This is a genomic window from Mesorhizobium sangaii (genome assembly GCF_014207355.1).
GTDB classification, from domain to species: Bacteria; Pseudomonadota; Alphaproteobacteria; order Rhizobiales; family Rhizobiaceae; genus Mesorhizobium; species Mesorhizobium sangaii.
The window spans coordinates 174,326-187,075 of record NZ_JACHEF010000004.1; the positions used below are offsets into that span (position 1 = coordinate 174,326).

Consider the following 12,750-nt stretch of genomic DNA (forward strand, 5'->3'; position numbering starts at 1 on the left):
GGCGTTGGCGGTGGTGAGCCAGGAACACCGCCACGGCAACACCCGAGCGTTCGGAAGGCAACCAGCGCCGCTATGGCCGGCAGGAACTGGAGCGGCTGGCCTTCATCCGTCACGCCCGCGACCTCGGCTTTGCCGTCGCGGCCATGCCGACCGGATCGCCGAGGAGCAACTGAGTTCGGTGCGGGAAAAGATTGCCCAGCTGCAGCGGCTGGAGGCCGAACTCGAACGCATCGCCTCATGCTGCGGCGGCAAGACCGTCGGTGATTGCTATGTCATCCGCGCCCTGTCCGACCACGCGCTGTGCGCCGACGAGCACGGCTAAGGATAGATCGCGCGCCTTACAACTGGATCCGGAACCGCAGGCTTTCCGCTCCGCCATAGGCGGCATCCTCGAAGAAACGTTCGACCAGCTTGCCGCCATTGGCCAGGATCACCTTGTGCGATGCCGGATTGCCCGGCTTGGCGGTGATCTCGACATAAGCCAGGCCGACCGCCCTCGCCTCGTCCAGCATCATCCGCAGCGCCTCGGTGGCGTAGCCGCGTCGCCGCTTCCACGGCACCACCGCATAGCCGATATGGCCGAGCACATGCGGCGGCAACGCCGCGGTGCCCGGCTGCCAGCGAAAGCCGATCGAACCTGAAGCTTCGCCGTCCCAGATCCAGCGGCGGAAGCCCGGCAGGCGCGGCACCTTTCTGCCGTCGGGCAAGGTTATAGGGCCGCCCTTGGCCAGGGGATCATCGAGGTCGGCGAGAAAGGCCACCGGATCCTTTTCGATGGCGGCAAGTTGCTCGCGCGTCGCTTGCTCGAGCCGCACATTGTCCGGCGACCAGCCGCGCTCGAGTGCCGCCTTGTAGGACGGCAAATGTTCAAGCGCGGGTTTGACGATTTCGACCATGGTGTACCGGCGGAAGAGCTGCGCCGCTAAAATAGCAGTATCGCCCGGGAAGGCACGGTCCACGAAGGCGTTCGCTGTTGCGACAAGGCCGCGTTCCCATCGCTGGAAACGCGGCCCTGGTCATGTCCCTTGGGAGGACCGACGCCCTGGCGCAACCATTCCTAGGCCGCGCCAGAGTGCCCTTTTGCCGATATCAGGCGATGTCGAAACGGTCGGCGTTCATCACCTTGGTCCATGCCGCCACGAAATCCCTGGCGAACTTCGCCTTGGCGTCCGCGGTCGCATAGACTTCCGCTAGCGCGCGCAGTTGCGAATGCGAGCCGAAGATGAGGTCGGCACGGGTGCCGGTCCACTTGACTTCGCCGGTCTTGCGATCGCGGCCCTCGAACACATCCTTGGCGTCCGAGGTCGCCTTCCACTCCGTGCCCATGTCGAGCAGATTGACGAAGAAGTCGTTGCTCAGCGTTTCCGGCTGCTTGGTGAAGACACCGTGCTTGGACTGCCCAGCATTGGCGCCGAGAACGCGCAGGCCGCCAACGAGAACCGTCATCTCCGGCGCTGTCAGCGTCAGCAGTTGCGCGCGGTCGACCAGCGCTTCCTCGACGGTCAGCCGCTGCTTGCCGCTGACATAGTTGCGGAAGCCGTCAACGGTTGGTTCCAACGGCGCGAAGGAGTGGATGTCCGTCTGCTCCTGCGAAGCATCCATGCGTCCCGGCGTAAACGGAACCGTCACGCCCTGCCCGGCGGCCTTCTCGATCGCCGCACCGCCGCCGAGAACGATCAGGTCGGCAAGCGAGACCTTCTTGTTGCCGGTCTGCGAAGCGTTGAACGCCTTGCGGATCGATTCGAGCTTGTCGAGCACCTTGGCGAGTTCCGCCGGCTGGTTGACGGCCCAGTCCTTCTGGGGCGCAAGACGGATGCGCGCGCCATTGGCGCCGCCGCGCTTGTCGGATCCACGGAAGGTCGAGGCCGACGCCCACGCCGTCGACACCAGCTGCGACACCGACAGGCCGGACGCCAGGATATTGGCCTTCAGCGCCGCCGCATCCTCCTCGTCGATCAGCACATGATCGACCGCCGGAATGACGTCCTGCCAGGGTAGTTTCTCGTTCGGAACCAAAGGGCCGAGATAGCGCACGAGTGGGCCCATGTCGCGGTGGGTCAGCTTGTACCAGGCGCGCGCGAACGCGTCGGCGAACTGAGCCGGGTTCTCATGGAAGCGCCGCGAGATCGTCTCGTAGGAAGGATCGAACCGCAAAGCGAGGTCGGTGGTCAGCATGGAGGGCGCGTGGCGCTTGGCCGAATTGTGCGCATCCGGCACGCTGCCAGCACCCGCGCCGCCCTTCGGTGTCCACTGGTGCGCCCCGGCCGGGCTCTTGGTCAACTCCCATTCGAAGCCGAACAGATTGTCGAAGAAGTTGTTGCTCCACTTGGTCGGCGTCGTCGTCCAGGTGACTTCCAGGCCGCTGCCGATGGCGTCGCCGCCCTTGCCGGTGCCGAACGTGCTCGCCCAGCCAAGGCCCTGCTGCTCGATGTCGGCGCCTTCCGGCTCCACGCCGACCAGCGTCGCATCGCCGGCACCATGGGTCTTGCCGAAGGTGTGGCCGCCGGCGATCAGCGCGACGGTCTCCTCGTCGTTCATGGCCATGCGCGCGAAGGTGTCTCTGATATCGCGCGCCGAGGCCAGCGGATCAGGCTTGCCGTTCGGTCCTTCCGGGTTGACGTAGATCAGGCCCATCTGCACGGCACCGAGCGGATCCTGGAGATCGCGGTCGCCGCTGTAGCGCTCGTCGGCCAGCCACTTGCCTTCCGGACCCCAATAGATGTCCTCCTCGGGCTCCCACACGTCGGCGCGGCCGCCGGCGAAACCGAAGGTCTTGAAGCCCATCGATTCCAGCGCGACGTTGCCGGTCAGGATCAGAAGGTCGGCCCAGGAGATCTTGCGGCCGTATTTCTGCTTGATCGGCCACAACAGCCGGCGGGCCTTGTCGAGGTTGACGTTGTCCGGCCAGCTGTTCAGCGGCGCGAAGCGCTGCTGGCCGGCCCCGGCGCCGCCACGGCCGTCGGCGATGCGGTAGGTGCCGGCGCTGTGCCACGCCATGCGGATGAACAGCGGCCCGTAGTGACCGAAATCGGCCGGCCACCACTCCTGCGAGTCCGTCATCAGCGCATGCAGGTCCTTGATCACGGCGTCGAGGTCGAGGCTCTTGAATTCCTCGGCATAGTCGAACGCCTCGCCCATCGGATCGGACAGCGGCGACTGCTGGTGGAGGATCTGGACATTGAGCTGGTTCGGCCACCAGTCGCGGTTGACCCTGCCGACGGCTGTGTGCACGACCGGGCATTTGCCCGTGCTGGGGTCGTCAGTTTGTGCGTCCATGTTTTTCTCCGATCGTGGCTGTGTTGAGCTGTTTCAACTGCTGCGTGAACAAGGACAATGGATGTCCTTGGAAGCGGTCCGTTTCATGGCTGCTGCGATGACGGTATGCCATATACGCGACCGAATATCTTGGATGTTCCTGTCGCTACGGGCGCGCCCGGACGAACCCGCCCCGGCTGCTCCTCATCTCCCTTGCAACTCCTATAGCAAAGCTGCGCGATTAGTTTAAGTTGGATTTCCTGATTACAGCGATAAGATGACATTATGACAAACCTGACGCTGAAGCAGCTGCGCTATTTCGAGGCGCTGGCGCGGCACAACCACTTCGGGCGCGCGGCCGACGCCTGCGCGATCTCCCAGCCTGCCATTTCGGTGCAGATCAGGGAATTGGAGGAAACGCTGGGCACGGAGCTTTTCGAAAGAGGCCCGCGACAGGTCCGGCTGACCAATTTCGGCGAAGAATTCGCCTTGCGCGTCCGCGACATCCTGCGTTCGGTGGACGAACTCGCCGACCTCGCGCGCTCTTCGCGCGACAGGCTGGTTGGTCGGCTGCGCATTGGCGTTATCCCGACGATCGCGCCCTACCTCCTGCCGACGATCATCGGCAACCTTTCAAGCATGCATGATGGCCTCGATATCCATGTGCGCGAGACGCAGACCCAGAAGCTGATCCAGGAACTGGCGGACGGTCGGCTCGATGCGGCCATCGTTGCCTTGCCGGTGTCCGAACCGTCATTGACGGAAATTGTGCTGTTTGCCGAGACGTTCGTCCTGGTCCGGCCCGGCGAAGACGAGGGAAAACCGGTCCCCAATCGTGAAATGCTGCGTGAGATGCGGCTGCTCCTGCTGGAAGAAGGCCATTGTTTCCGCGACCAGGCACTCTCCTTCTGCAACATGCATTCGGCGCGGCCACGCGAGTTGCTGGACGGCAGTTCGCTGTCGACCCTGGTCCAGATGGTCAGCGCCGGCATCGGCGTCACCTTGATCCCGGAAATGGCCGTGCCGGTGGAGACGCGCTCGGCGTCGGTCTCCATCGCCCGCTTCAGGAGCCCCCAGCCCTCGCGGACGATCGGCATGATCTGGCGCAAGACCAGCCCGATCGCCAAGCAGCTGCTGCGGATTTCCGAAATCGTTCGGCAGTCGGCCGACACGTTGCGCGCGCAGCACAATCCGACACCGCTTGCGCACCTGCTGAACCTGACGGCAACCGCCTGACAAACGACATGGTCTCCGGCTTCGCGTGTTAGCTTGCGGCTTGCTTAGACCAATTGTTAAAACACCGCTGGGAGCCTGCTAAACAAGATGTGTTTCGCCGATTGGCGCGAGGCGATCTATGATCGATTCGCGGCGGCAACACCGCGAGGAATTGCGAACGGGCGGGAGAAGTGATCCGGTGCGGTTGAGATCTGTCCCTCTGGGTGTCGTCGCCAGCCTCATCCTCGCTGTCATCGCCCTGACGGTGTCGGCGCGGTCGTTTGCCGCCCCTCCCGATGTTCCCGCCTGGCTGCAGGCCCATGTCGGCGACAGCGACGGTCTGATCTCGCAGGTGGTCCTTGAGCGGGCGCGCGCGCTTTACCTGAAAAAGGTGGCGCAAGGCGCGGTCAGAAACCCCTGCTATTTCGCCATGGACGCCACACGACCCGGCGATCTCGGCAATGGCGTGCTCGGGCGCCGGTATTATGTCATCTGCGAAGCCAGCCAGTCGTTTCGCGCAATTCCGTCGGGTCACGGCGGCGGCCGCAATCTGAAAGGCACTGTCAATTTTTCAAATGGCAGGCGATGCTCGAAGAATTTCGGCAACGCCATGGATTCGGAACTGACCGCAGGCGGCGCCTACGTGACCCGCGAGGCAAAAACCTCGTTCAAGGGCTTTTATAGCACCGGCGCCAAACAGGCTGCGGCTTTCCTGCGCACATTCATACAGTTCGACGGCGAAGGCGAAGCCGCCAACGCCAGGCAGCGGGTGATCGGCGGCCATGCGGCGCAGGTGCTGCGCGCCCAGTGCATGCGCAAAAATCCGAACAGCTCATATGCCGACCATGACGGTTTGGTGCCGTTCGGCAAGCTGGTGGACTATCCTGGCGGCCGCAGCAATGGCTGCACCAGCTGGTCGCCGGCGGACGCGCGGCAGATCATCTCGATGGTGAAGGACAATCCGACTACACTCTACATCTATCCGGAATCACGCGACATTGCCGCGGTAGTGGCACACCGTTCGCAGTCGGGCGGTGTGCCCTACTGGAACGCATCCTGCCTGAAGGAAATCGGCGCGCCGAAATTCTGGCCGAGAAAAACCCTCGAGCCGATCATCGCCCAATACAAGACGGATCATCCGGTACCGCCGCCCCAGCCACTGCCGATCTGCAAGGGGTCTTGAATTCCACACCCGGATAGGCTGCCGCCCAGCCAGGCGATGCTGTCGGCGCTCTCGGGAGGGCCTTTCACCGAAGACGAGATCAGGCACCTGATCCGCATCGTTGTCGAAGGCATTCGTGAACGATCAGGCCGAATTGGCAACCGCTGACGGTCGCAAGCCGCGGTCAGCGATGGGCGGCAAGCCTACTGCAGCAGACCCTTGACGATGCCGCTTGCCTTGCCGAAATCCATCTGGCCGGCATATTTCTGCTTCAGCGCGGCGATCACTTTGCCCATGTCCTTCTGGCTGGCCGCACCCGTCGCCGCGATCGCCTCGCGTGCCGCCACGGCCACCGCAGCATCATCCAGTTGCGTCGGCAGGAAGGCGCGGATGATCTCCATCTCGCCACGCTCTTGCGCTGCCAGTTCCGGCCGCTTGCCGTCGTCGAAAGCCTTGGCCGACTCCTCGCGCTGCTTCACCATCTTAGCCAGTATCTGCAGGATTTCCTCGTCACCCGCCGGTTCCTTGCCGGCGCCACGATTGGCGATGTCGCGGTCGTGGATGGCCGCCTGGATCAGCCGCAATGTCGGCAGCCGGTGCTTGTCCTGCGCCTTCATCGCGTTCTTCAGGGATTCGGCGATTTTGCCACGCATGGTGCTTTCTCCTTCGATCGGCGCGGACAATAGCGGCGGGGACATGCCAACGCAAACCCTGATATTGCCAGGCAAACCACTGATATTGCTTGACGAAATAAATCGGAGTCCGATTTCGCATGATCATTGACCGCTTTGCGCCCTTCCCCTATGTACTGGGCCTTGCATGAACTGAAGCTTGACTGCGTGGAAGCCGCGAAATCGCCGCTTCGCGCTATTTGCCGCGCAGATGGTCCGCCGGGCCGATTGCAGCACGCAGACTGACAGGAGCGCCGCCATGGCCGAGATGACCCCCGCTTGGGCAACCGAAAAGCCGACCGCCCTTCTGGTTCTGGCCGACGGCACCGTCATCGAGGGTCGCGGCCTGGGCGCCACCGGATCCGCCGTTGCCGAAGTCTGCTTCAACACCGCGCTGACCGGCTACCAGGAGATCCTCACCGACCCGTCCTATGCCGGCCAGATCGTCACCTTCACCTTCCCGCATATCGGCAACATCGGCACCAATGACGAGGACATCGAGGACCTCAATCCGGCCGCCCGCGCCGGTGCGGTCGGCGCCGTGTTCAAGGCCGATGTCACCGACCCGTCGAACTACCGCGCCGGCACCGGTCTCGACCAGTGGCTGAAGAAGCGCGGCATCGTCGCCCTGTCGGGCATCGACACCCGCGCGCTCACCGCGCTGATCCGTGAAAAGGGCATGCCCAACGCCGTCATTGCGCACGCGCCCGATGGCGTCTTCGACCTCGACGACCTGAAGCAGCGCGCCGCCGCATGGTCGGGCCTTATCGGGCTCGATCTCGCCAAGGAAGTCACATCCGGCCAGTCCTCGGTCTGGCGTGAGACGCCATGGGTCTGGAACGAAGGCTTTGGCGAACAGGCCGAGCCTTCGATGCATGTCGTTGCCATCGACTACGGCGTCAAGCGCAACATCTTGCGCCTGCTCGCCGGCCTCGGCGCCAAGGTCACCGTGGTGCCGGCCAAGACCGGCGCTGAAGAAATCCTTGCCATGCAGCCCGACGGCATCTTCCTCTCCAACGGCCCCGGCGATCCCGAAGCCACCGGCGACTATGCCGTGCCGGTCATCCAGGACCTGCTGAAGACCGACATCCCGGTGTTCGGCATCTGCCTTGGCCACCAGATGCTGGCGCTGGCGCTGGGCGGCAAGACCGCCAAGATGCATCAGGGCCATCACGGCGCCAACCATCCGGTCAAGGACCACACCACCGGCAAGGTCGAGATCGTCTCCATGAACCACGGCTTTGCCGTCGATGCGGACTCGCTGCCATCAGGCGTCGAGGAAACCCATGTTTCGCTCTTCGACGGTTCGAATTGCGGCATCACGCTGACCGGCCGGCCGGTGTTCTCGGTCCAGCATCATCCCGAGGCCTCGCCCGGCCCGCAGGATTCGCACTATCTGTTCCGCCGCTTCGTCAACCTGATCCGCGAAAAGCGCGGCGAGGAATTGCTGGCGGAGCGGGCTTAAGCGGAAGCGTTGCGTCGCTCCACGCCACAAACAACGTCGTCTTCAAAATGACTACGCCACCGGCCGGCCTTCGCTGACTTCCAGAATGGCGAACCATTGCTGGCGGTCGAGGCTGATCTCCAGCGCCTTGACCATAGCGGCCAGCCGTTCCGGCTTCATCTAACCCAGCACCGGCACCAGCCGCGCCGGATTGCGCTGCAGCTAGGCGATGGCGACGGCAGCGAGATCGCCGGCACCGATTTCGGCAGCCACTGCAGCAAGCGCGCGAGCGGCACCGTCGAGCAGGCGTCAGGCGCCGAAGACCAGCCGCGACAGCGACGGCCCGTTCTTGGTCAGAGCGATGCGCCCGTCACGGCTCATATCTGCGCTCCATCTTCCGCCACGCTGGTGGTGACGCTTCTGAGCGCCACCGGCTTTGCCACCTTGGTGACGAAGACGATGAGCGCCAGCGTCAGGAAAAATGCGCCTAGCAGATAGGGCGCGCCGCCGAAGGTCACGGGTGCATTCGGCCCGGTGAACCATGAAAAGATCGCCGTATAGAGCAGCGGAGTGATGATCGAGGTGATCGAAAAGATCGAGGTCATCGCGCCTTGCAGTTCGCCTTGCGCCGAAGGCGGCACCTTGGCGGCGGCGAGGCTCCTCAGCGGCGGATCGGCCAGCGCTTCCAGGCAGCCGACGACGATCACCGCATAGATCATCCACCCTTGCGACGCGAAGGCGTAGCCGAAGGCGCTGAGCGCCGTAAAGGTAAGGCCGATGACTGCCGTCTTCCACTCGCCAAGCCTGGGGATCGCGCGCGGCAGCACCGTCGCCATGACGATCGCCCCGCACAGGCCGAAGGCGCCGAGCGAAAAGCCGATCTGCTGCTCGCTCCAGCCATAGCGGTAGTTAGAGACGAACGACCACACCGCCGGATACATCATGTGCCCGAGCGTCATCAGGAAGAAGACAAGCCCGATCCAGCCGATGCCTTTGTATTGGCGCATCTGCAGGAGCGTCCCAACCGGGTTCGCGCGTTTCCACTCGAAGCGGCGACGATGCTTGTCGTCGAGCGTTTCAGGCAACAGGAACAGCGCAATCAGGAAGTTCACGAAAGCCAGCCCGGCGGCGAAATAGAACGGCACGCGCGGCCCGAACGTGCCGAGCAGCCCGCCCAGAACTGGCCCGATGACGAAGCCGACGCCAAAAGCGATGCCGAGCAGGCCGAAATTCTTCGCCCGGTTCTCATCGTTGGAGATGTCGGCGATGAAGGCGGATGTCGTCGAATAGCTGGCGCCGGAAATGCCGGCCAGCACGCGCCCGATGAACAGCATCGGGTAGGACCAGGCGATGGCGCAGATCAGGTTGTCGATGGAAAAGGTCAGCACCGAGGCGAGCAGGATCGGCCGCCGTCCGAACCGGTCGCTCAAGCCGCCCATAATGGGCGCGAAGAAGAACTGCATCGCCGCATAGACGAAGAACAGCCAACCGCCCTCGATCGCCGCTCCGCTGATGCTGACGCCGGTCAACTCCCTGAGATAGGCCGGCAGCACCGGCATGATCATGCCGAAGCCGATGATGTCGAGCAGCAGCGTGGTGAAGACGAGCGCAAGGCCCCGTCTGGCGGTTTTAGGGTCGATCATGAAGGGTCAAGCTCCTCTGCTCGCCCTGGGGCGCAGGCGGACGCACCTTATAGGCGAGCCTGCCGCAAGGAACAATGAGGGAACAGGCCGGATTTTTTCATCCTGACATCCCCTGACGACACCTTCGCCGTCAGGACAGTCTGGGAAAACCGTCGCTCAGATCGGGCCGCTCAACGTGTTGCAATCCGAAAGCTTGCCGCTCTTGTAACCGCGCGCCAGCCAGGTTTGCCGCTGCTGCGAGGTGCCGTGGTTGAAGCTTTCCGGCACGACATAGCCTTGCGTCTTCTTCTGCAGCGTGTCGTCGCCGATCTGCTTGGCGGCGTTCAGCGCGCTCTCCATGTCGCCCTGCTCCAATATGCCCTTCTGCGCGGTGTAATGCGCCCACACGCCGGCAAAGCAGTCGGCCTGAAGCTCGATGCGCACCGACAGTTGGTTGGCATCGGCTTCGCTCATGCCTTGCCGCATCTGGTTGAACTTAGACATGATGCCGGTCAGGTTCTGCACATGGTGGCCAACCTCATGCGCGACCACATAGGCCCGGGCGAACTCGCCCGAGGCGCCGAATTGCTGGTCGAGCTGCTGGAAGAAGGTCATGTCGAGATAGACCTTGTGGTCGCCGGGACAATAGAACGGTCCGGCTGCAGCGGAGGCAAAGCCGCAGGCCGAGCGGATCTGGCCGCTGAACAGCACCAGCTTCGGGTCTTCGTAGGTCAGGCCCTGCGATTTGAAGATGCCGGTCCAGGTGTCTTCGGTCTCGGCCAGCACGGTGGCGACGAACTGCTTCATCTCGTCGTTGGCGGGCGCACCCGCGCCGCTGTCCTGGCCACCGCTGTCGTCGGTGATCTGGCCGCCGCCGCCCGGCAGCAGGCCGCCGTCGCCGCCACCCAGGATCGTCGACGGATCGAAGCCGAAATACCATCCGGCCAGCACCACCAGGATGACGAGGAAGATGCTGCCGCCGCCCCCGGCGCGACCGCCGATCGGAATGCGGAATTGACCGGGGCTGCCGCCGCCGAGCCCGCCGCCGCTGTCGCTGCGGTCGTCCTCGATATTATCACTCTGACGACGGCCTCTCCAGAGCATGGCAACTCCTCGCGCTGCGAACTTCCCCATTGTTCCGGCATGGCCGGCTCAACCCAACAAACAATTATCCCAATGGTTGCACCAAGTCACAGCATTTTTCGAGACTGCGCCCTGCCGATATGGCGGCCCCGCCGCTCTGGCAGAGACCACGGAAGGCCTGTAGCATCGCCGCAATCGGAGGGGTGATCGAGGCTTGAAGACGATCGGTGAATTCGTGTCGCTGCTCGCGGCCGTGCTCTGCCTTGGTCTCGCAAGTGCCGGCGCGGTGACGCTCGATTCCAGTGTCGCCGTCACCGATCCCGCCACCTTGCAGGCGCTGGAGCGTGGCGGGCTGTCGATCAGCCGCCTGCTGGGTCCGGCGCTCGGCCTCACCCGCGAGGTCGACAATCGCGGCCTGTTTTCGGTGCCAGCGCTGGCGACGATGCGCGACACCGTCAAGCAGCAGATCGCCGACGAACCGAAGACCAGCCCCGACCCCTATGTCGCGGCCATGGCCAGGTCGAACGACACCAGCCAGAAATTCAATCCGAAGTACATCGATGACGACGGCTCGACGCTCGACCTGACCGGTGTCGTCAACCGCATGGATCGCGGCTATCTCGGCCATACCGAATGCGGCGAGATCCGGCTGATCTACCGCTTTCACTATTCGGTCGCGGAAAAGCCGGTGAAGGGAAAGGCGGGCCAGCGCATATCCTCGCGTCTGCCGCTGACCATGAGCCTGGTGTTCAACGCCAAGCCCACGCGCGCGCAGGCCCGCGCTTCAAGGGATTTGCCGAGCGCAACAGACGTATCCTGCGCCGAAATCGCCAAGCGCTGGCTTGCCGCCGGGCAGAAGAATCTGCCGCCAGACCAGTTGGCGGCGTGGCTGCGTTCCGACGAAGGGCCGCTCTCCGGCGCCATGCTGAATTCGTCGCAGATCATGCGACTCGAACTCAACATGCAAGTGCTCAGGCTATCGGCCTCGACGCGGCGCGATTTCGGCGGCCACGCCGAATATCTGCTGAAGATCTTCAAATGGGATCCGGCCACCTCGAGCTTCTACGAATCGAAGATGGAGAACCAGATCGACCGGGCCATCGTGCTGGCCGACAAACCGTCCTTCGCAAAATGGCTGCTCACCGACCGCAACATCTACGACCTCGATCATGGCCGGCTGGTCATCGACGAAAAGTTCCTGGCCAAGAGCGCCGTCTCAGTAGCACCCGGCGGCCTGAGCCGGTCGCAGAACAACATCGCCTATGGGCTGGTCGACGACGCCGATATCGACAAGGCGCTGAGGGACTATGCCGCCAGGGGCAACACGCTCTCCACGGTCAAGTCGGTGGCCGGCTTCGAATTGCGGCTCAATGAGATGACCTGCACCGGCTGCCACCAGACGCATGGCATCGCCGGCTTCCACTATACCGGCGCCGACCCGGCCAGCGAGCCGCGCCGCAACGCCGTCTTCGTGCCGGGCTCCGCCGTGTTCTTTGCCGACCTGCCGCGCCGCCGCGCCATCGTCGAGCAGTTCGCCGCCGGCGGCCATCCGGATTTCACGCGTGGCTTCGCCGCCCGTCCGGACCAGAAATATGCCGAGGCGCTGAAAGGCACCGACCTCTACAATGGCTGGGGCTCGATCTGCTATCGCGGCGAGGATTTGAGCTTCAAGGACTGGAGCTGCGGCGAAGGCCTGCGCTGCGCCGGCGTCCACGAAAGCGCCATCCATCCGGGCTTCGGCACCTGCGTCAGCGAGGCCGGCACGGCGGTCGGCGACCCCGTCGAGTTCGGCGAGATAAAAATGTCGACATGGGGCAACGACCAGTATTGCCGGCTGTCGCCGGCCACCGCCAAGGCATGCGCCATCGATCCGGCGCGGGACAAGAAGCCGCCGGTCAAGCTTGCCGGCTATGGCGCCGCACGCCAACGCTACGACAATCCGCAGCAGAAGACCGGCGGCTTTCCCGGCGGCATGCTGCGCAAGGCGAGCTGCGACAAGCTTCCCGACGAGGCGACGTGCGGCCGGCTGGCCAAGACCGGCTTCAACGACTGCATCGCGTCCGGCAAGGACCACAAATTCTGCACCAAGGAATTCACCAAGACCGCCGGCCTGCGCGCCTGCGACAAGGCGCATCCCTGCCGCGAGGACTATATCTGCACCGCCGGCTATGACGACCTGCCCCAGGCCAAACCTGGCGAAGGCACCTGCATCCCGCCCTATTTCATCTTCCAGTTCCGTGTCGACGGCCACCCGCGTAGCTGGGTGCAGGACGTCAGGGAATGAGAGACCGGTTTTGC

Annotated in this window: 9 protein-coding genes and 1 pseudogene; 5 read left to right on the forward strand and 5 right to left on the reverse strand. The window is 63.9% G+C overall.

Annotation, left to right across the window (positions count from 1 at the left end; translation table 11 throughout):
* Positions 1-35: 35 nt before the first annotated feature.
* Positions 36-322, forward strand: a pseudogene (locus tag HNQ71_RS20950) (MerR family transcriptional regulator); the annotation flags it as partial.
* 16 nt (positions 323-338) lie between these two features.
* On the opposite strand, the gene HNQ71_RS20955 reads toward HNQ71_RS20950, so the two are convergent.
* Together HNQ71_RS20955 and katG are read right to left on the reverse strand one after the other, a co-directional pair.
* The gene (locus tag HNQ71_RS20955) at positions 339-896 is read right to left on the reverse strand and encodes a GNAT family N-acetyltransferase (protein ID WP_184874867.1); all 558 of its coding nucleotides are present in this window, start codon (positions 894-896) and stop codon (positions 339-341) included.
* A 193-nt stretch (positions 897-1,089) separates the two neighbouring features.
* Positions 1,090-3,276, reverse strand: a complete 2,187-nt coding sequence (gene katG, locus HNQ71_RS20960) for a catalase/peroxidase HPI (protein ID WP_184874556.1) — start codon at positions 3,274-3,276, stop codon at positions 1,090-1,092.
* 264 nt (positions 3,277-3,540) lie between these two features.
* Here katG and HNQ71_RS20965 point away from each other — a divergent pair, with 264 nt between their 5' ends.
* Together HNQ71_RS20965 and HNQ71_RS20970 are read left to right on the forward strand one after the other, a co-directional pair.
* Positions 3,541-4,491 (forward strand): hydrogen peroxide-inducible genes activator, encoded by a 951-nt coding sequence (locus HNQ71_RS20965; RefSeq protein WP_184874557.1) that lies wholly within the window; start codon positions 3,541-3,543, stop codon positions 4,489-4,491.
* Between the two features lie 178 nt (positions 4,492-4,669).
* Positions 4,670-5,653 carry a hypothetical protein gene (locus HNQ71_RS20970; protein ID WP_184874558.1) on the forward strand — a complete coding sequence of 328 codons (984 nt, stop codon included), beginning with the start codon at positions 4,670-4,672 and terminating at the stop codon, positions 5,651-5,653.
* Between the two features lie 182 nt (positions 5,654-5,835).
* Here the strand turns inward: HNQ71_RS20970 and HNQ71_RS20975 are convergent, their stop codons facing one another.
* Positions 5,836-6,285, reverse strand: coding sequence for a GatB/YqeY domain-containing protein (locus HNQ71_RS20975; RefSeq protein ID WP_184874559.1), 450 nt, complete (start codon positions 6,283-6,285; stop codon positions 5,836-5,838).
* A gap of 277 nt (positions 6,286-6,562) precedes the next feature.
* Between HNQ71_RS20975 and carA the strand changes: the two genes are divergently transcribed.
* A complete protein-coding gene (gene carA, locus HNQ71_RS20980; RefSeq protein WP_184874560.1) occupies positions 6,563-7,768 on the forward strand; it encodes a glutamine-hydrolyzing carbamoyl-phosphate synthase small subunit in 1,206 nt (401 codons plus the stop codon).
* A 356-nt stretch (positions 7,769-8,124) separates the two neighbouring features.
* On the opposite strand, the gene HNQ71_RS20990 is transcribed toward carA, so the two are convergent.
* Entirely contained in the window at positions 8,125-9,390 is a 1,266-nt protein-coding gene (locus tag HNQ71_RS20990) for a TCR/Tet family MFS transporter (RefSeq protein ID WP_184874561.1), read from the reverse strand.
* A 156-nt stretch (positions 9,391-9,546) separates the two neighbouring features.
* The gene (gene ypfJ, locus HNQ71_RS20995) at positions 9,547-10,473 is read right to left on the reverse strand and encodes a KPN_02809 family neutral zinc metallopeptidase (protein WP_184874562.1); all 927 of its coding nucleotides are present in this window, start codon (positions 10,471-10,473) and stop codon (positions 9,547-9,549) included.
* Between the two features lie 193 nt (positions 10,474-10,666).
* Here ypfJ and HNQ71_RS21000 point away from each other — a divergent pair, with 193 nt between their 5' ends.
* Positions 10,667-12,736 carry a hypothetical protein gene (locus HNQ71_RS21000; protein ID WP_184874563.1) on the forward strand — a complete coding sequence of 690 codons (2,070 nt, stop codon included), beginning with the start codon at positions 10,667-10,669 and terminating at the stop codon, positions 12,734-12,736.
* Positions 12,737-12,750 lie beyond the last annotated feature (14 nt).